The 17,922-nt window shown below is 71.3% G+C and carries 18 protein-coding genes and 1 pseudogene; 7 read left to right on the top strand and 12 right to left on the bottom strand.

Going from position 1 to position 17,922, the window contains the following annotated elements; genetic code table 11:
• Positions 1-14: 14 nt before the first annotated feature.
• Positions 15-1,442 carry a purine-cytosine permease family protein gene (locus ACZ7LY_RS27695; protein ID WP_471627447.1) on the bottom strand — a complete coding sequence of 476 codons (1,428 nt, stop codon included), beginning with the start codon at positions 1,440-1,442 and terminating at the stop codon, positions 15-17.
• A 132-nt stretch (positions 1,443-1,574) separates the two neighbouring features.
• On the opposite strand from ACZ7LY_RS27695, the gene ACZ7LY_RS27690 reads away from it, so the two are divergent.
• Positions 1,575-2,456, top strand: a complete 882-nt coding sequence (locus ACZ7LY_RS27690; protein WP_471627446.1) for a MurR/RpiR family transcriptional regulator — start codon at positions 1,575-1,577, stop codon at positions 2,454-2,456.
• A 413-nt stretch (positions 2,457-2,869) separates the two neighbouring features.
• On the opposite strand, the gene ACZ7LY_RS27685 is transcribed toward ACZ7LY_RS27690, so the two are convergent.
• Positions 2,870-4,261 carry a cystathionine beta-synthase gene (locus tag ACZ7LY_RS27685; RefSeq protein WP_471627445.1) on the bottom strand — a complete coding sequence of 464 codons (1,392 nt, stop codon included), beginning with the start codon at positions 4,259-4,261 and terminating at the stop codon, positions 2,870-2,872.
• 183 nt (positions 4,262-4,444) lie between these two features.
• On the opposite strand from ACZ7LY_RS27685, the gene ACZ7LY_RS27680 reads away from it, so the two are divergent.
• The 3 genes from ACZ7LY_RS27680 (at position 4,445) to ACZ7LY_RS27670 (ending at position 8,156) form a co-directional block, all read left to right on the top strand.
• Positions 4,445-5,530: an SGNH/GDSL hydrolase family protein gene (locus ACZ7LY_RS27680; protein ID WP_471627444.1), complete on the top strand. Its 1,086-nt coding sequence runs from the start codon at positions 4,445-4,447 to the stop codon at positions 5,528-5,530.
• A gap of 346 nt (positions 5,531-5,876) precedes the next feature.
• A complete protein-coding gene (locus tag ACZ7LY_RS27675; protein ID WP_471627443.1) occupies positions 5,877-7,097 on the top strand; it encodes an acetyl-CoA C-acetyltransferase in 1,221 nt (406 codons plus the stop codon).
• 243 nt (positions 7,098-7,340) lie between these two features.
• Complete coding sequence (locus ACZ7LY_RS27670; protein WP_471627442.1) at positions 7,341-8,156, top strand: hypothetical protein; 816 nt, start codon at positions 7,341-7,343, stop codon at positions 8,154-8,156.
• 338 nt (positions 8,157-8,494) lie between these two features.
• Here ACZ7LY_RS27670 and ACZ7LY_RS27665 read toward each other — a convergent pair whose 3' ends face one another.
• Positions 8,495-8,809, bottom strand: a complete 315-nt coding sequence (locus ACZ7LY_RS27665) for a hypothetical protein (protein ID WP_471627441.1) — start codon at positions 8,807-8,809, stop codon at positions 8,495-8,497.
• Positions 8,810-8,896: 87 nt separating this feature from the next.
• Between ACZ7LY_RS27665 and ACZ7LY_RS27660 the strand changes: the two genes are divergently transcribed.
• Positions 8,897-9,127 (top strand): DUF4287 domain-containing protein, encoded by a 231-nt coding sequence (locus tag ACZ7LY_RS27660; RefSeq protein ID WP_471627440.1) that lies wholly within the window; start codon positions 8,897-8,899, stop codon positions 9,125-9,127.
• A 109-nt stretch (positions 9,128-9,236) separates the two neighbouring features.
• Here ACZ7LY_RS27660 and ACZ7LY_RS27655 read toward each other — a convergent pair whose 3' ends face one another.
• From ACZ7LY_RS27655 to ACZ7LY_RS27615, 9 genes and pseudogenes are all read right to left on the bottom strand, one after another.
• Positions 9,237-10,100: a Bax inhibitor-1/YccA family protein gene (locus ACZ7LY_RS27655; RefSeq protein ID WP_471627439.1), complete on the bottom strand. Its 864-nt coding sequence runs from the start codon at positions 10,098-10,100 to the stop codon at positions 9,237-9,239.
• A gap of 134 nt (positions 10,101-10,234) precedes the next feature.
• The gene (locus tag ACZ7LY_RS27650; protein WP_471627438.1) at positions 10,235-10,498 is read right to left on the bottom strand and encodes an NUDIX hydrolase; all 264 of its coding nucleotides are present in this window, start codon (positions 10,496-10,498) and stop codon (positions 10,235-10,237) included.
• Positions 10,495-10,974, bottom strand: a complete 480-nt coding sequence (locus tag ACZ7LY_RS27645) for an NUDIX domain-containing protein (RefSeq protein ID WP_471627437.1) — start codon at positions 10,972-10,974, stop codon at positions 10,495-10,497. Before ACZ7LY_RS27645 ends, ACZ7LY_RS27650 begins: the two co-directional genes overlap by 4 nt.
• An 89-nt stretch (positions 10,975-11,063) precedes the next feature.
• Positions 11,064-12,194: a phosphoenolpyruvate carboxykinase (ATP) gene (locus ACZ7LY_RS27640; protein ID WP_471627479.1), complete on the bottom strand. Its 1,131-nt coding sequence runs from the start codon at positions 12,192-12,194 to the stop codon at positions 11,064-11,066.
• Positions 12,191-12,571, bottom strand: a complete 381-nt coding sequence (locus ACZ7LY_RS27635; protein ID WP_471627485.1) for a hypothetical protein — start codon at positions 12,569-12,571, stop codon at positions 12,191-12,193. Before ACZ7LY_RS27635 ends, ACZ7LY_RS27640 begins: the two co-directional genes overlap by 4 nt.
• A gap of 34 nt (positions 12,572-12,605) precedes the next feature.
• A pseudogene (locus tag ACZ7LY_RS27630) lies at positions 12,606-13,028 on the bottom strand (lactate/malate family dehydrogenase); the annotation flags it as partial.
• A 62-nt stretch (positions 13,029-13,090) separates the two neighbouring features.
• Positions 13,091-14,296: a phosphotransferase gene (locus ACZ7LY_RS27625; protein WP_471627436.1), complete on the bottom strand. Its 1,206-nt coding sequence runs from the start codon at positions 14,294-14,296 to the stop codon at positions 13,091-13,093.
• A gap of 412 nt (positions 14,297-14,708) precedes the next feature.
• Positions 14,709-15,134 carry an ATP-binding protein gene (locus ACZ7LY_RS27620; protein ID WP_471627435.1) on the bottom strand — a complete coding sequence of 142 codons (426 nt, stop codon included), beginning with the start codon at positions 15,132-15,134 and terminating at the stop codon, positions 14,709-14,711.
• A 97-nt stretch (positions 15,135-15,231) separates the two neighbouring features.
• Positions 15,232-15,810: a hypothetical protein gene (locus ACZ7LY_RS27615; RefSeq protein WP_471627434.1), complete on the bottom strand. Its 579-nt coding sequence runs from the start codon at positions 15,808-15,810 to the stop codon at positions 15,232-15,234.
• A gap of 508 nt (positions 15,811-16,318) precedes the next feature.
• On the opposite strand from ACZ7LY_RS27615, the gene ACZ7LY_RS27610 reads away from it, so the two are divergent.
• A complete protein-coding gene (locus tag ACZ7LY_RS27610; protein WP_471627433.1) occupies positions 16,319-17,311 on the top strand; it encodes a hypothetical protein in 993 nt (330 codons plus the stop codon).
• A complete protein-coding gene (locus ACZ7LY_RS27605; protein WP_471627432.1) occupies positions 17,308-17,856 on the top strand; it encodes a GNAT family N-acetyltransferase in 549 nt (182 codons plus the stop codon). The genes ACZ7LY_RS27610 and ACZ7LY_RS27605 overlap by 4 nt, the downstream gene beginning before the upstream one ends.
• The last annotated feature ends 66 nt before the right edge of the window (positions 17,857-17,922 follow it).

Below are 17,922 nucleotides of genomic sequence, written 5' to 3'. Positions count from 1 at the left end.
CCCCCCTCTTTCCCCTACGGGACGGCGCCCTCGGCCGCCGGGAGCGGGCGCTGATCGGGGAGCCCGAGGATGGTCTCGTGCGGGACGTGGGAGGTGTCGCGGCGGGCGAGCGCCCAGTACAGGGCGGCCGGGACGACGAGCCCCACGATCCAGGAGATGTCCGCGCCGCCGAGCGGTCCGACGAGCGGCCCGGTGTAGAACGCGGTGGCGAGGAACGGGAGCTGGGCGAGGAGCCCGATCCCGTACACGGTGAGCGCGTCCCAGCGCCAGGCGCCGTAGCGGCCGGCGGGGTCGGCGAGCGCGGGGATGTCGTAGCGCTCGCGGGAGATGAGGTAGTAGTCGACGAGGTTGATCGCCGACCACGGAGTGAAGAACGTCAGCAGGAACAGCAGGAAGTCCTTGAACGACGCGAGGAAGCTGTCCTTGCCGGCGAGGGCGACGGCCGTCCCCGCGACCATGATGACGGCGATGTACACGGCCCGCCCGCGCCGCGACAGGACGCGCTGGCCCCGGAAGCCGCTGACGCCGGTCACCATCGACATGAAGCCGCCGTAGGTGTTGAGGACGTTGATGGTGAGCTTGCCGAGCGCGATGACGAAGTAGAAGAAGGACGCGACGAGCCCGGCGCCGCCGAGGGAGACGACGTAACCGACCTGGTCGTCGAGGAAGGCGCCGCCCGCGCTCGCCGCGACCAGCACACCGAACGTCATGGACCACTGCGCGCCGAGCGCCGACCCGGACAGCGTCCACCAGAACGTGGCCTTGGCGCTGGTCGTGCGCGGCAGATAGCGCGAGTAGTCGGCGACGTACGGGCCGAAGGCGAGCTGCCAGGACGCGGAGAGGGAGACCGCGAGCAGGAACATCGGCAGCGAGAAGTGGGCCTTGCCGAGCAGCGCGCCGAGGTCGACGCGGTCCAGGAGCCGGATGCCGAGATAGAGGAAGGCGAGCGCGCACACGACGGAGGCGACGCGGCCGAGGGCGTGGATGACGCGGTAGCCGACGGCGGCCATGACGGCGGTGACGGCGGCGAAGACGACGATGCCGGTGGTGTCGCTCGTGTGGGTGAGGCGGGCGGTGGCCTCGCCGGCGAGCACGCTGCCGCTGGCGAAGAAGCCCACGTACATGAGGATGACGAGGAGCAGCGGGACGACCGCGCCCTTGACGCCGAACTGCGCCCGGGACTGGATCATCTGCGGCAGGCCGAGCCGGGGCCCCTGGGCGGAGTGCAGGGCCATGACGGCGCCGCCGAGGAGGTTGCCGAGGACGAGCCCGGCGAGGGACCAGACCACGTCGCCGCCGAAGACGACGGCGAGGGCGCCGGTGACGACGGCCGTGATCTGGAGGTTGGCCCCGAGCCAGAGGGTGAACTGGTTGAAGGCGCGCCCGTGGCGCTCGCTGTCGGGTACGACGTCGATGGAGTGCTTCTCCACTACCGCTGCCATGGCGATCCTCCCTGCATAGTGTCATGCAGGGTTCTCGCCGCTGAATACTTTTGTCAATACCCTGGACATAGCATCATGCAGAGCCGGCGCCGCGCGAAGGGCGGCGGCCGGCACGGACGCGGACGGGGAGAGATGAGCGAGCACACCACCGACGAGGGCGGCGCCGGCGAGGACCGGAGCCGGTCGGCGGGCAGCCCCGCCGCCCGCCTCCAGAGCCTCTTCGAAGGCCACCGCCTCACCCCCACCCAGCGCCGCATCGCGCACTGCATGGTGCGCCGCGCGGCCGACGTGCCGTTCCTGTCGTCGGTGGAGCTGGCCGAGCTGGCCGGGGTCAGCCAGCCGTCGGTGACCCGGTTCGCGGTCGCCCTCGGCTTCGACGGCTACCCGGCGCTCCGCCGCCATCTGCGCGAGGTCGCCCCCGCCGAACCGGCCGCCACGAAGGCCAACGAGTACCAGCAGGCCGTCGAGTCCGAGATCGCCAACCTGCGCCACCTCGCGGAACTCCTCGCCGACCCCGCGCCCGTCGAGGAGGCCGGCCGGCTGCTCGCCGCGTCCCGCCCGCTGCCGGTGCTCGGACTGCGGGCGGCGGCCTCCCAGGCGTACGGCTTCGCGTACTTCGCGGCGAAGGTCCACCCGGACGTACGGCTCCTCGACGAGGGCGGCTCGATGCTCACCGACCGCATCGACGCGGCGGTCAGGGCCGGGGCGTCCACCCTGCTCTGCTTCGCGCTGCCGCGCCATCCGCGCGAGGTCGTCGACGCCCTCGCGCACGCCCGCGAGGCCGGTCTGACGGTGGTCACGGTCGCGGACTCGGCGTTCGCGCCGGTCGCGCGCGAGTCCGACCTGCTCATCCCGGCGGCCGTCGGCACCGGCCTCGCCTTCGACACGGCGTGCGCGCCGATGCTGCTGGGCCGGGTGCTCCTGGAGGCCATGTGCGACGGGCTGCCGCAGGCGCAGGCGCGCCTGGAGGAGTTCGACGTACGGGCGGCGGAGCGCGGCCTGTTCGTCGAGTGAGGCACGCCCGCGCGGAAGCCTGACGCGCACCCGTGCCGGGGGGCGCACCCGCGCGGAAGCATGACGCGCACCTGCGCCCAAGCGTGAGGCGCACCCGCGCCGAAGAAGGTGGCGCGGGGACCGCCGCACCCCCGTGAACGGGGGGCGGGACGACGGCGGTCCCCGCGAGGGACGCGCCTCCGGGTCAGGGCCGGGGCTCATCGCGTCCGGGCGTCCAGGGGTCCGGGAGCCGCTCCGGAGACCTTGACACCGCGAGGGCCTCCCCTACGGGACGCAGGGAAAGACCCCGGGCGCCGGCGGGGTCGAGAGCCGCTCTCCCCTGCCGACACCCACCACTGTGCCGGACGCGTGTTAAGCCGGTGCTGCGCGCACGTGACGCGCGCGTACCGGTTGCGCGAACCCCGGGGCCGCCGCTACTTGCCGGCGTCCTTGGCGAGGAACGCCAGCAGGTCCTGCCGGCTGACGACACCGGTCGGCTTGCCCTCGACCAGCACGATCGCCGCGTCCGCCGTGCCGAGGACCGTCATCAGGTCCGCGACCGGCTCACCCGAGCCGACCTGCGGCAGCGGCGCCGACATGTGCTTCTCCAGCGGGTCGCCGAGCGAGGCGCGCTGCGCGAACAGGGCGTCCAGCAGCTCCCGCTCGACGACCGAGCCGATGACCTCCGCCGCCATCACGTCGGGGTGACCGGCGCCCGGCTTCACGATCGGCATCTGCGAGACGCCGTACTCGCGCAGCACGTCGATCGCCTCGCCGACGGTCTCCTCGGGGTGCATGTGCACCAGCTCGGGCAGCGCGCCGCCCTCCTTGTGGCGCAGCACGTCACCGACGCGGGCGCTCGGCCCGGAGTCGTCGAGGAAGCCGTAGTCGGCCATCCACTCGTCGTTGAAGATCTTGCTGAGGTAGCCGCGCCCGCTGTCCGGCAGCAGCACGACGACCACGTCGTCCGGGCCGAGCCGCTCCGCGACGCGCAGCGCGGCGACGACCGCCATGCCGCAGGAGCCGCCGACGAGCAGCCCCTCCTCCTTGGCGAGCCGCCGCGTCATCTGGAAGGAGTCCTTGTCGGACACCGCGACGATCTCGTCGGCGACCTCACGGTCGTACGCGCTCGGCCAGAAGTCCTCGCCCACGCCCTCGACCAGGTACGGGCGTCCCGAGCCGCCCGAGTACACCGAGCCCTCGGGGTCCGCGCCGACGACCTCGACCCGGCCCTCGCTCGCGTCCTTCAGATAGCGGCCGGTGCCGGAGATCGTGCCGCCGGTGCCGACGCCCGCCACGAAGTGTGTGATCCGCCCCTCGGTCTGCTCCCACAGCTCGGGGCCGGTCGAGTGGTAGTGCGACAGCGGGTTGTTCGGGTTCGAGTACTGGTCCGGCTTCCACGCGCCGGGCGTCTCGCGCACGAGCCGGTCCGAGACGTTGTAGTACGAGTCCGGGTGCTCGGGGTCCACGGCGGTGGGGCAGACGACGACCTCGGCGCCGTACGCGCGCAGCACGTTGATCTTGTCGGTGCTCACCTTGTCGGGGCACACGAAGATGCACTTGTACCCCTTCTGCTGCGCCACGATGGCGAGGCCCACCCCGGTGTTCCCGCTGGTCGGCTCGACGATCGTGCCGCCGGGGCGCAGCTCGCCGCTGCGCTCGGCCGCCTCGATCATGCGCAGCGCGATGCGGTCCTTCACGCTGCCGCCGGGGTTGAAGTACTCGACCTTGGCCAGGACGGTCGCCTGAATGCCTTCGGTCACCTTGTTGAGCCTCACCAGCGGGGTGTTGCCGACGAGGCTGATCATCGAGTCGTGGATCTGCACCGTTGTCTCCGGTCTCCTACTTATGGATGCGGCCAGCGTATGCCGCGCGCCGGGCCTTCATCCCCCGTTGCGATTGGCCGACGGTGATTACGGGGCAATGAGTTCATGAAGCCGTAAAAGAGAACCAGTCGATGGGCGCAGCGCGAAGGCAGGTGGCCGCGGAACATGTCGAGCAGGGCGAGGGTGGCACGACGGATCGCCGCGGGAGCGGCGTACGGCGGCGGCGGGATCGGACTCCTCGGCGCCGCCGCGGTCGGGGTGCTGGTGGCGGAGGTCCAGATGGCCCGCCGCCAAGTGGGTCACCACGGCCCCGATCCCGTGCGCGTCCCGTCCGCCGACGGCCTGTACGGCAGCGCGTACGGGAGCGCGGGCGCCGAGCCGCTGCGCTTCGCGGTCCTCGGCGACTCCACGGCCGCGGGCCAGGGCGTGCACCGGGCGCGGCAGACGCCGGGCGCGCTGCTCGCGTCGGGCCTCGCGGCGGTCGCCGAGCGCCCGGTCGAACTGCGGAACGTGGCGCTGCCCGGCGCCCGCTCCGACGACCTCGACCGGCAGGTCCCGCTGATCCTCGCGGACCCGCGGTGGCAGCCGGACGTCTGCGTGCTCATGATCGGCGCCAACGACGTCACCCACCGCATGCCCGCCACGACCTCCGTACGGCACCTCTCCGCGGCCGTACGGCGGCTGCGTACCGCGGGCGCCGAGGTCGTCGTCGGCACCTGCCCCGACCTCGGCTCGGTCGAGCCTGTGCAGCAGCCGCTGCGCTGGCTGGCGCGCCGGGCCTCGCGCCAGTTGGCGGCGGCGCAGACCATCGGCACGATCGAGCAGGGCGGCCGTACGGTCTCCCTCGGCGATCTGCTCGGCCCGGAGTTCGCGGCGAACCCCCGCGAACTGTTCGGCCCCGACAACTACCACCCCTCCGCCGAGGGCTACGCCACCGCCGCCATGGCCGTCCTGCCCACGCTCTGCGCGGCCCTAGGCGTCTGGCCCGAGGAGGAACGCCCCGACGTCTCCCGCGCCGAGGGCTTCTACCCGGTCGCCCGCGCCGCCGCCCGCGCGGTCCAGGAAGGCGGCACGGAGGTCGCCGCCGCGATGCCGACGGGCCCGCGCGGCCCCTGGGCCCTCCTCAAGCGCCGGCGCCGCCGCCGCGTCCCGACCCAGGACCCGACCCCGCCCCACCACCACCATTTCGCCGGCCACACCCTCCCCTGGCACCCCCACACCCCCAACTCCACCCCATCAACCCCCAAATCAAGCCCCTCCGGCGATTGAGGAGCGGGGCTCCGGGGCGGAGCCCCGAGACGAGGAGGCCAGCCCCGCCCACCCCTCAACACCCCCGGGAATACCCCCCGATCAAGCCCCTCCGGCGATTGAGGAGCGGGGTTCCGGGGCGGAGCCCCGAGTCGTGAAGGCCAGCTCCAGAACCGAGAAACCCCCCGCACAAAACCCCAGCCCCTCCAAGAAGACAACCCCGTTCACCCAAAAACCGGCCCACCAAAGCAAACGCTTAGAAGAATGCGTCAGGCATCACACACCAACCCCGATGACCCCAGCGCTACGTACAGGTAACTTCCCAGACGGTCCGCCCACAACGCGCAACGCACCCCCTGGAGCCGTGATGCCCGAAGCAGTGATCGTCTCAGCCGCCCGCTCCCCCATCGGCCGCGCCTTCAAGGGCTCACTCAAGGACCTGCGCCCCGACGACCTGACCGCCACGATCATCCAGGCCGCCCTCGCCAAGGTCCCCGAGCTGGACCCCCGCGACATCGACGACCTGATGCTCGGCTGCGGCCTCCCCGGCGGCGAGCAGGGAAACAACCTGGGCCGCATCGTCGCCGTACAGATGGGCATGGACCACCTCCCGGGCTGCACCATCACCCGTTACTGCTCCTCGTCGCTCCAGACGACCCGCATGGCGCTGCACGCGATCAAGGCCGGCGAGGGCGACGTGTTCATCTCGGCCGGCGTCGAGATGGTCTCCCGTTTCACGAAGGGCAACTCGGACTCCCTGCCGGACACGCACAACCCGTTCTTCGCGGAGGCGGAGGCCCGTACCGCCGAGGTCGCCACGCAGGAGAACACCACGTGGCACGACCCGCGCGAGGACGGCCTCGTCCCGGACGCGTACATCGCCATGGGCCAGACCGCCGAGAACCTGGCCCGCCTGAAGGGCGTCACCCGCGAGGACATGGACCGCTTCGGCGTCCGCTCGCAGAACCGCGCCGAGGAAGCCATCAAGAACGGCTTCTGGGAGCGCGAGATCACCCCGGTCACCACCCCCGACGGCACGGTCGTCGCCAAGGACGACGGCCCCCGCGCCGGCGTCACGCTGGAGGGTGTCGCGGGCCTCAAGCCCGTCTTCCGCCCCGACGGCCTGGTCACCGCCGGCAACTGCTGCCCGCTCAACGACGGCGCCGCCGCCCTCGTGATCATGTCCGACACGAAGGCGCGCGAGCTGGGCCTGACCCCGCTGGCCCGCGTCGTGTCCACGGGCGTGTCCGGGCTGTCCCCCGAGATCATGGGCCTCGGCCCGGTCGAGGCGTCGAAGCGGGCGCTGAAGCTGGCCGGTCTCTCGGTGTCGGACATCGACCTGTTCGAGATCAACGAGGCGTTCGCCGCGCAGGTCATCCCCTCCGCCCGCGACCTCGGCATCGACGAGGACAAGCTGAACGTCAACGGCGGCGCCATCGCCGTCGGCCACCCCTTCGGCATGACCGGCGCCCGGATCACGGGCACGCTGATCAACAGCCTCCAGTTCCACGACAAGCAGTTCGGCCTGGAGACCATGTGCGTGGGCGGCGGCCAGGGCATGGCGATGGTCATCGAGCGCCTGAGCTGACGCCCGGAACCGAAGTCGGCCGGAAACCGGCTGCGGAGACGTGATCCAATCTCCCCCAAGATGTGACGTGCATCTCGGGGGAGAGCCATTTTCGCAGGTCAGGCGGTACCCAGCCCATATCGGGGCTAAACACCTGACCAAAAGACCTGTCCATTTCGTGACGTAATGCACTGACAGGTGGTTCGTCCAGGCTTCAAGCTGATGTAGGAAGTCGGGGGTCGACTTGAAACCGGGAGTACGTCAGTGAGCGCCATCCCCTTTGCTTTGCTGCTCGCCACGGCCGCTGCCACGGCCGTCGGCGCCGCCACCCTGCACAACGTCCGGGGCCTGCGTCGGCAGATCACGGACCTGCGTGCGGAGCTGGCCCGCAGCCGCGCCGTCGCCACACACTCCGGTGTCCCCGCGGCGCGCGCCACGACCGACACCGACGCGATACGCACCGCCGTCGCCGACGCGCTCGCCGAGGAGCGGGAGCGGGAGCTGGCGGAGGCGCGGGCGTTCTGGGCGGCGCAGGAGGCGCGGGACGGGTCGGAACTCCCGCCGTTCCTCGCCGGGGGCTCCGCCGGGCTCGGGCTCGGGGAGGAGTTCTTCCTGCCCCGGCAGGCGGACTTCGCGGGGCTTGAGCCCGTCATCGAGCCGGCGCCGGCGCTGGAGACGGAGGACGAGTTCGCGGGCGAGTCCCCGGAGCTGGCCGCGGCGCGGCGCCGGCATCCCTCGCACCCGGACTTCGTGCCGGTGCAGTCGCCGGTCGTCGGGGACCACGAGCGGACCGTGGAGTGCCTGGAGGAGCTGGCGCGGGACCGCACCGAACTGTGTGACGTCCGTCCCGGGCCGCTGGGGACGCTCGACGTGTACGTGTTCGCCGACGGGACGACGCTGTGCATGACGCCGGGGCACCGGGAGACGGCGGAGCGGCTTGCCGCGGCGCTGCGGGAGGGGGACGCGCCCGTCCTTCTCGGGGGGTCCGGAGTCTCCGGGGCGTACGCACTCACGTTCCAGTGCGCGGGAACGAACGTCTACATTTTGGCGGACCGAGTAATAGCGTCTGCGGCGGCCTGAACTGTCCCGCCCTCGCCTTTCGCGCAGTTCCCCGCGCCCCCTGAGGTGAGTGGGTGGCCCCACCCGGTGGACATCCTCGACTCTCGCCGTGGCTGATCGCGCAGTTCCCCGCGCCCCTGGAGGGGCGACTACGTCGCACCCTCCCCCCTGGGGAAGCTGGGGCGAAGCCCCGCTTCCCTCAAGGGGAAGCTGCACGAAGTGCATGCTTCAGGGGCGCGGGGAACTGCGCGAGACGCCCCACCGGCCCGCGGCCGAAATACGACCCAGGGGCGCGGGGAACTGCGCAATAAGAGGCCCCGCCCGCCAAAAGACGACCGGCACTCCAGCGGAGCGGAACCTCAGACCCCGGCCCGCTTAATCGCCGCCTCGACAAGCCCAACCGCCCGCTCGACCTCAGCCCGCTCCGTAAGAACAACCGCCAGATCCCGCGAAGCGACCGTCACCTGGTCCGCGACGGCGAACATCCCCGCCTCCGGCATCACCCGTACCGCCCCTTCGGGAACCCCCTCCACCCGCTGAGCCCACGCGGACAGCTCCCGCGCCAGTTCGAGGGCCGCCGCGGCAGCCCCCCGCTGCAACCGGCTCTGCGGCGCGGCCCGCAACCGGTCCGCGAACCGGTCCACCGCTGAAGTCAATGGCGTCGTATCAAGCACGCGGCGACTGTAGCTGTTTACAAGGGGCCACCGCTCAGGCACGGTGTCGTGAAGGACCGGCCACATCGAAGCGTTCCGGAGGCGCCGATGTCCCAAGTCTTCTCCGAGGAGACCCACCGCAACCTGCTGGCTCGTATCCCCCACTGCACCGGTCGTGAAGTCGCCGACTGGCTGCGCACCGTCGAAGAGGGCCCCTGCTTCCTCCGTTTCGAGGAGAAGGTGAGCTGGCTGCGCGGGGAGCACGATCTCTCGCACGGCCACGCCAAGGCGATCGTCCACGAGTACGACCTGAGGCGCGCCGCCCGCCGCTTCAGCTAGCCCGCGCCCACATCCCCGTACACGCGAACCCGTACACGACAAAGGCCCGCGCACCCAGAAGGTGCGCGGGCCCTGGACTGCCGGCCGCCGGGGCGGAACCGCCGGTCGGCTAGTCGTTGCCCTGCAGGATCGAGATGAGCCGCAGGAACTCCATGTAGATCCACACGAGCGTCATCGTGAGACCGAACGCCGCGAGCCACGCCTCTTCCTTCGGCGCGCCGTACGCGACACCGTCCTCGACCTGCTTGAAGTCGAGCGCGAGGAAGGCCGCGCCGAGGACGATGCCGACGATGCCGAAGACGATGCCGAGGGGGCCGCTGCGGAAGCCGAGACCGTCACCGCCGCCGAACAGGGCGAACAGCATGTTCACCGCCATCAGCAGGACGAAGCCCATCGCGGCGGCCATCACGAAGCCGTAGAACCGCCGGTTGACGCGGATCCAGCCCGCCCTGTAGGCGATGAGGACGGCCGCGAAGACCGCCATCGTGCCGATGACGGCCTGCATGGCGGCGCCGCTGGCGATGCGGTTGTCGACGACGCTGGAGACGACGCCGAGGAAGACACCCTCCAGGGCGGCGTACGCGAGGATCAGCGGCGGCGACGCCTTGCGCTTGAACGCCTGCACGAAGCCCAGCACCATCGCCACGAGGCCGGCGCCGATGGCGATGCCGTACGACTTGCCGATGTGGGCGTCGTCGACGGGCAGCAGCGCCCACGAGAGCGCCGCCGTGACGATCAGGAGACCGAGCGTGGTGGCGGTCCGCATGATGACGTCGTCCATCGTCATGCGGCCGGTGGTGGCGGGCGCCGGGGCGCCGTACTGGACGTCGGTCTGCGCGTACGGGTTCTGCGCGTACGGGTTGCCGCCCGTGCCGACAGCGGGGCCCCCGGCCTGCGGCTGCGCGTTGAACTGCGCGTAGCCGTTGTCGCGGCTGAACCCCCGTCGCGAGAAGACCGGGTTGCTGCTCCTCATTTCACTCCTCCATGGCCACCGTGTATGGCCTTGCCATCAAGAGTAATGGCTTGGCAAAGACCCGAGCCTAGTGCTCAGGGAGGATCTTTCCCATCCTGTTACGAGGAACGTGGGAAGCCTCCCCGATGTTCCGCTCACAGCGGGAAACCGTCGTACGACTCAGCGAGATCGCTCACGCCCGCGCCGGGCTCGCCGCCGAGGTCAGACCAGGCGAGCCGCCAGGAGGAGGGCCAGCGGCCCAGCCGGGCGCACTGTTCGGCGTCCTCCCCCGGATCACGCCGCCCGCCGGGCAGGAACATCTCCCCGTGGCCGGCATTCCGGGAGCTGACGACGGCGACGCGCCCTTCGTCATCCAGGGCGACGACGGGGGCGTGCTCAAGGCTCGGGGTGGCGGTCATGCGGGCGTGAACCACGCCTCGCGCTCGTTCCCCTCAGCCAGCGCGATGAGATCCCGCATCCGCTCGCTCATCGGCGGCAGAGCATCCAACGGGAACCAACCGACCTCCGCCGACTCATCGTCGCAGACCCGGGGCTCCTGGCCGGGTTCCGCCGGTCGGCAGGCGAACACGACCTCGAAGTACTGCGCCCTGTGCCCGTTGCTGTGCCGTACCGGCGGGGAGTGCGTCACCGCCACCAGCCGCTCGACGACCACCCGGACCCCCGTCTCCTCGGCCACCTCCCGCGCGGCCGCGACGGCCGGGTACTCACCCGGCTCCACAATCCCGCTCAGCGGCGTCCACAACCCTTTGACGGACCGGCGTTGCAGGAGCACCCGGCGCTCGTCGTCACGGACGACCGCGACCACCCCCGGCAGCCAGAGCAGGGTGTCAGGGCCGACCGCTTTCCGTAGGTCTGAGACGAAATCAGGGATCACGCCCTCACCCTAGGGCGAGTCCGAGGCGACAGGGGCGGGAATCGTCACGCCGACGCGACGGCCCGCCCGCTGTCGCCCGATGACCCGCGTCAGAGCGTGTCGGCGACCTTGGTCAGCACGGCAGCGCTCGCCGGGACGTCGTGGCTGAGCCGGACCGCCCGGTGCGGCAGCTCCGCGAGCCGGGCCGCGACCTCGGCTCGCGCGCTCTCGCGGCCGCCGCCGTCCACGCCTTGTGCCTGCCCGAAGACGTCGGGGTAGCGGTCCTCCGTTTTCCCGGACATGAAGTCCGCCTCGCCCAGCGTCCGGGTGCCGTCGGTGACGTCCGGCGCGGCGTCGGCGTCGATCTGGGGGAAGAGAAGGCCCGCCGCCCGGCCGCCGGTGGCCAGCGGCACACCGAACAGGTCCGGGAACTGGTCCGGGAACACCTGCACCTTCCGCTCCCGCCCCGCGTTCTCCCACAGCGGCGTGGAATCCCCGACCAGCAGCGCCTCGGTCACCGACTCGTGCTGCGTCGGGTGGAAGCTGCCGCCGGACCGCACGTGCTCGCGCGCCGTCTCGAACCAGCCGAGCGAGTGGAGCAGGCCGAGGCCCAGTGCGGCGGCGGACGGCCAGGGCACGACCTCGACATCTCGCTCGCCGGTCGGCCGGACCAGTACCCGGTCGTTGGCGAGGAGCTTCCAGCCGTACGAGGCGAGCAGCAGCGCCGTGGTGGTCTTCCCGGCCCCCTTGTCGCCGAACGTGAGGAGGGTCGCACCGTCCGGCCCTACGACGGCGGAGGAATGGAGCACGGCCCACCCGTCACGGAGGAGCTGGCCACGGATCGCCTCCCGCGCAAGGCGCGCGGCGGCCAGGGCGAGGGGCTGCGCGTCGGAGCCGACGAGGACGAGGCGGCCCGAGGACGGCGTGCTGCGGTACGCGATCCCCTCCTCCGGCGACGTGGCGATGATGTCCTCACCGTCCCGCGCCAACAGCAGCGGGTGCTTGGCGTACTCCACCTCTTCGGTACGCCGGCCGTCGCGGACCAGGAGGGTGATCTCCTCGTAGACCTCCGGCTTGACGTCGGCGATCACCACGTCCCCGGTGCACACGGAGTCGGCGTCCACCGTCGTGGCGTTCCACCACGGGCCGAAGTAGCGCAGCGCCCAGTCCGTGACCTCCGTCCGGTTGCTGAGCACGGTGACGGCCGCCGCGGCGGCCTCCAGTCGAGTTGCTGTGATCACGTAGCGATCCTCTCGGGAAGGGCGGGCAGTTGGGCGTAGGCGTCGCGGAGACTGCTGGCCGCAGAGTCCAGACGCAGGCGTTCGGAACGGGTGAGGGGAGGCAGGCACGGGACGGCCTGGCCGCCGGTGAACCGCAACGGAATTCCGAGGTGGACGTCGCCGTACGGGACGGAAAGCTCCTCGATGCCGTCGACCAGGCCGAGGGTCTTGCGGAGCGTGGAGAGCACCGCGCCCGCAGGGCCGCAGCGGGTACGGCCTATGCCGCCCCGGATCAGCGCCGGGCGCCGCTGGAGGTCGTCGACAACGGCGCGCACCGGCACCGGGAACGGGTGACAGCCGATCGTGCGTCGACGCGCACACGACGGCACGGTCGCCATGCTCACCGATCACATGGCCGCGCACCTGCTCCGGCGAGACCTGGGCGTACCGGGCGAGCATGAGCCGGTAGCGGGCCGAATCGAGGTTCGAGCCGATCCCGAAGGCCCGGGCACAGCCCGACACTTCGGCGAACCGGCGGGTCATCAGGTCGACCGGGTTCGTCACGACGAGGACCGTGCCGCCGTACCCGTGCAGCTCCCTCGCCAGCTCGCCGAGTGCGGGCGCGTTCGCCGCTACCCCGCCGCGCCGGATGTCCCGCTCGGCCGTGTTCTTGAAGTCGGTCCGCAAGGCGATCACGACAGCGTCGCAGCCGTGGAGGTCGGCGACCTCGCCGGCCACGACCCGGGAGTGCGACCTCACTGTGTGCGCAAGGTCCTGGAGGTCGGCGGTCAACCCCTGCGCCTGGCTGGGCTGCCGGGAGACGACGAAGAGCCGATCCGGTAGGCCCGCGGTCACCAGGCTCGTGGCGACGGTCTGCCCGACGGCGCCCGCCCCGACGATCCCCACCACCGGGCCGCTCACCACGTACTCCCCACGCTGTCCTCCACCTCGGAGAACACGGCGTCCAGGAGCCGGAACCCGGCCATCGCCCCCACGAGGAGGGCACTCACCCGGTCGACGATGCCGGCGACCACGCGAGCCTGCGCGACGAGGGCCTGTTGATGGGGTGCCAGAGGGAGCCCCGGCGGTGCGCTGAGGCAGGTACTCAGGATGCTCACGGTGTCCATGAGCCACAGGACCAGGACCTCCCGGAGCCGCGCCGCCCCTTCCCGCGCGGCCAGCGATGTGATGTGCCGTGTGAGCGTGGACGCCACACCCTGCACGATCTGGCGCCTCCCCTGCATCTGCGGGTGCCCGACCGCGAGGAGGAGCGCCCGGCCGGCGAGCTTCGCAATGTCCGGCTGGGGACCGGCGGCCCACTGCACGGCCGGGTCGATGAAGTGCAGGCGCGGGCCGTCGAGGAAGACGTGCTCGGGCTTGAGGTCTCCGAAGACGACAGTGTCCCGCCGGGGCGAGATCGCGCTCGACATCCGCAGCAGCCGCCACACCGCGTTCTGTACCAGCTCGATGGTCTCGCGGCGCTCGTACTCCGGGAGCTTGCTATCCCGGCCGAGCGCCCCCAGATAGGCGGCGGAGCTGGCACCGTTGAATTTCCGGCGGAAGACGCCGGCGATGGACCGCTCGCCGATCGTCGCCGTATGGCGCAGGCACTCAGCTCCTGCCGGGCCGTGGAGGTTACCGAGCGCTTCGAAGACCGCTTCGAGGAACGCGCCCGTCTCCCCCGGGCGGGCGGCCAGTTCGTCCGCCAACGGCGTGCCCGCCGCGACGTGCGTGAACAGGACTCCGCCACGCAGACCGGCGGTCCGGCACACCCGCGGCCGGCCGAGCCTGCGCAGGGCCTTCAAGTTCTGCGCTTCCCGAGCGGTCAGCTGATCGGTGCTGCTGACGTAGGCGCGCTGCGCTTCCTCGACCTGCTCCCACGTGCCTCCGGCGCCCCGCAGGATCGACACCAGGGACATGCCGAGCCAGCTGAGCTTGGCGATCGTCTCGTCGCCGTCCACCCTGACCCGGCAGACGTACGACGTGACGCTCGGGCACTGCGGGCCGAGGACTACGTCCTTGTCCGGCCACAGCTCTGTGGCCGCGCGGGTGATGATCTGCTGGCTGGCGGTGTGCAGCAGCGCCGCACTCACCGCCGTGGTTTCGCTCGTAGTGAGGGTCACGGCCGTCTCCTAGTGGGATCGCGTTGCCTCTGAATGCGGGTCGCACGGTTCGGGGTTCGTCGTGGGGGCACGGAGGCCGCCAAGGTTCGGGGTGCCGCGCGCCGAGAGCGGTCGGCTGACGCTGCGTACGGGATGAGAGAGGGTGCGCCGGGCACGTCAGGCGCGGTGGTGGGCGACGATCAGGTCTTCGAGCCGGCGGATGCACAGCAGGCAGAGGTGGAGGGGGGCCTCCCCGTGCTCCACGCTGCCGACGGGCCCAACCCACAGCACCGGCAGATCGGTTGCCTCGCAGTGCCAGCACCAACCAGTGATCCAGTCTCTTTCCACTGGCGGCTACCCGCGCGTGACGCCGAAGCAGAGGGATCCCAGCAGCACGGCGAGGACCACCATGTAGAGCACCTGGCGGGTCTGCTCACTCACCGGCTGCCCCCTCGCCGGCACCCAGATCAGCCCAGACGCGCTTCCCCCACGGCAGCGGGTCAACTCCCCACCGCCCGCCACTCAACGCTTCCACGAGCGCCAGGCCGCGCCCGGACTCCTCGACCGGGCCGGCGGCACGGGGCGCCGGGGGCGTCCGGGACAGGTCCACCACGGCCACCCGGACCACTTCCTCGTCCAACCGCGTCACGGTCACCCGGACCCACTCGCGCCGCGCGTGCTGGACGGAGTTCGTCAGCAGCTCGCTGACGACGAGGTGGGCGCTGTCCAGGAGGCCGTCGTCCATGCCCCAGACGCTCAGCGCCAGGCCCACCAGGCGGCGGGCGTGACCCACAGCCTCCGAAATCCTCGGCAGCGTCTCGGTGTAGGCGGGCCTCGTGCCCGTTCCGGTCTCGACCATGACGAGTGAACCAATCCTGATGTGCCGGGCGGGACCTCGGCAAACCGCCCTCGCGGGGAGCGTTGCCGCAGGGGCGGCCGGTGCACGGGCGGCGGTCTCAAGCATCTTGGGAGCCCTTCGAAGCGGCGAGGATGTGCCGGCCGAAGCCGACGAGCGCGGCGAGGCGATCCGGCGGGCAGAGCAGCCCGGGGCCGTCGAGCGGCCACACCCACCAAGGGCCGCCTCCATCGGCCGGCTCGGTGACGTCCGGCGCGGGTACGAGGAAGAGGGCGCGCTGAGGGAGCGTCGCAGCGCCGGGGATCGGATCGCGCAGCCGGGCTAAGCGCGCCGGGAGCAGCGCGGTGTACGAGCCTTCACGCTGAAAGCCGACCGGGCTGTAGAACAGCGGCCCGGACTCCAGCACCCTGGCAAGCGGAGCGGCGCACTCCTGGGGGCTGCCCCGGCCCACGGCCGCATGGAGGATGCGGGCGGAAATCTGCACAGCGCAGAACAGGACGCCCGGCCGCAGCCACGCCGCCCCGCGCTTTTCCCACTCGGCCCTCGCCCGCGGCGGTGAGGGCGCCGCCGCGAGCAGCCAGTGCCCGGACGCCAACTGCCGTTCGGCGGACGTCGTTACGGCGGAAGGGACGAGGCCGAGACCAGACTCTCCGGCATCTCTCGTCGGTGTGCTCGGCATCGTTTATTGCTCCCAACCGGGTCTGTCTCGATAGGCAGGGCCGACGCAGAATCCAAGGGCCGCCACCGACCCACCTTCCGAAGCGGCGGCCCCTGACCAGACAACTCCTGCGGCAAGACATCTGCTTAGGACGATGAGCGATGTATCCGGCCCCGTCACCTAGGAGGACTTGACTATCCGTTTACCTGACTGAGCGAGCCGGCGGCGCTACGGTGCGTGAATGGACGCCACGCGAAATACCCGGCTCACGGCGTGGATGCAGGCACACGGACACAGCTCAGCCACGCTGGCCGAGGCAGTGAACTCGGCCATGGAGAGGGTGACCGGACGACCAGGCGGACACGACGGGTCGTCGGTCCGAGCGTGGAAGTCCGGCCGGATCCGGTGGCCAAATGCAGCTACCCGAAGGGGCCTTGAAGCCGTTACGGGTTTGTCGAGCACCGATCTAGGGTTCGTGCCACGGGGCAGGGCCAAATCCCAGCCCAGCCCGAAGCGGGAGGACCCCGACATGAAGCGCCGAACCCTCGTGGGCGGCTTGGCCGCTACCGCCGCCGTCGCGGCGGCTGCCCCCGGCCTCGCGCCTCGCCGCATCGGTATGAGCGACATCCAACGCCTCCAGGACCGGTTCGCCGAGATCGTCGCCAGTGATCACCGCCACGGCGGACAGCTCGGGATCGAGCAGCGGGCCGCGGCCCTCGCTGACGCGGCACTGAACTTGCAGAACGCGGGCAGCGCCACGCAGCGCGTGCGGAGCAACCTCTACGCCGCTGCTGCCGCCTTCCGCTCCTCGGCGATGTGGGCGGCGATCGACGGCCGCCGATACGATGAAGCTCAGCAGCACATGCGTGAGGCCCAGGCCCTCGCCGAGATGTCGGGTGACCAGGCGATCAAGTTCCGCATCTGGAGCCACGCCGGCAGCATGTACCGGCACATGGGCCGACCGTCCGACGCCTTCGCTGCGAACGATGTAGCGCGCGGTCTGCACATCACCCGCCGCGACCCCATGTTCGCCTCTCTCGGCCTGGCCCGACAGGCCGCCATCCACGGAACAGCCCAAGAACGAGGCGGCGCGAAGCGGGCCATGGGCCAGGCCCAAGAGGCCATGGATCGCGCCGACCCGCAGGCACACCGGCCGGTGTGGCTGGTCGCCTTCTACGACCAGGCCGAGCTGGACTCCCTGGGCCTCTCCTCGTACTTGGCGCTGGGTGACTACCAGACGGCCGAGGCCCACGCCCATCGCTGTCTGTCCGGGCTGCGCCCCCATATGGCCCGGTCCCGGGCCATCACGCAGACCAGGCTCGCGCACGCTCAGCTCGCCCAAGGCGAGGTCGAAGCCGCCGTGGCCGCAGCGATGAAGGTCCCTGTCGCCGCGGCTACCCAACACGCCCGGGTATCGAGGATGCTGAACGAGTTCGGGGCAGCTCTGCGTGCTACCGCCCCGGGCGTCTCGACCGTGAAGACTTGGACTGAGCACACCGCCGCCTGGAGGGCCAGCGCATGACCACGGCACCCGTCATCGAACTCCGGAAGTTCACCACGCTCGACTCCGCGCGCGGCGACCTGATCGACATCTACGCGGAGGTGCGCGCGCCCCTGCTCCACCTGCCGAACTACGCCGTCACCGTCTTCGGCGAGCGCCTGGACCGCCACGGGGCGGAACCCGGCTTCCTCGCCGTCCTGGCGTACGCGGACGGCCACCCCGTCGGATATGCGTACGGCAACCGCATCGAGCACGGAGACCGCTACTGGCAGCGCACCACCCCGGAGCCGCCCGACAAGTACACCGCGAGTCCGGCACTGGCCATCAAGGAGATCGGTGTACGCCCCGGCTGGCGGAAGACCGGCACAGCCCGGCGCATCCACGACGCACTGCTCCTCAGCTCCGGCGAGCCGTACGTGACGCTCATGGTCAACAAGGCGGCCGGCGACGGGAAGGTGCACGCCCTCTACCGCTCCTGGGGGTACGAGGACATCGGACAGAGCCAACCGTCTCCCGCGTCCCCGCTCCTCACCGTCATGATCCGTGCCGGCCTCGAGGCTCCTTGATGCCCGAGGTGATCCACGAACGCCACGACGGACCAGAAGCCGCTGCGACGGCTTCACCTGGGCCAT

This window comes from Streptomyces sp. NPDC107550, from assembly GCF_055639095.1.
The sequence above is the reverse complement of the archived record's forward strand: the minus strand, read 5'-3'. Positions and strand labels throughout refer to the sequence as shown.

Coding starts and splice junctions, on each gene's coding strand:
- ACZ7LY_RS27635 (WP_471627485.1), bottom strand. CDS start 12,571: ATGGCGACCGTGCCGTCGTGTGCGCGTCGACGCACGATCGGCTGTCAC.
- ACZ7LY_RS27660 (WP_471627440.1), top strand. CDS start 8,897: ATGTCCCAAGTCTTCTCCGAGGAGACCCACCGCAACCTGCTGGCTCGT.
- ACZ7LY_RS27605 (WP_471627432.1), top strand. CDS start 17,308: ATGACCACGGCACCCGTCATCGAACTCCGGAAGTTCACCACGCTCGAC.
- ACZ7LY_RS27650 (WP_471627438.1), bottom strand. CDS start 10,498: ATGACCGCCACCCCGAGCCTTGAGCACGCCCCCGTCGTCGCCCTGGAT.
- ACZ7LY_RS27690 (WP_471627446.1), top strand. CDS start 1,575: ATGAGCGAGCACACCACCGACGAGGGCGGCGCCGGCGAGGACCGGAGC.
- ACZ7LY_RS27655 (WP_471627439.1), bottom strand. CDS start 10,100: ATGAGGAGCAGCAACCCGGTCTTCTCGCGACGGGGGTTCAGCCGCGAC.
- ACZ7LY_RS27620 (WP_471627435.1), bottom strand. CDS start 15,134: ATGGTCGAGACCGGAACGGGCACGAGGCCCGCCTACACCGAGACGCTG.
- ACZ7LY_RS27615 (WP_471627434.1), bottom strand. CDS start 15,810: ATGCCGAGCACACCGACGAGAGATGCCGGAGAGTCTGGTCTCGGCCTC.
- ACZ7LY_RS27675 (WP_471627443.1), top strand. CDS start 5,877: ATGCCCGAAGCAGTGATCGTCTCAGCCGCCCGCTCCCCCATCGGCCGC.
- ACZ7LY_RS27610 (WP_471627433.1), top strand. CDS start 16,319: ATGAAGCGCCGAACCCTCGTGGGCGGCTTGGCCGCTACCGCCGCCGTC.
- ACZ7LY_RS27695 (WP_471627447.1), bottom strand. CDS start 1,442: ATGGCAGCGGTAGTGGAGAAGCACTCCATCGACGTCGTACCCGACAGC.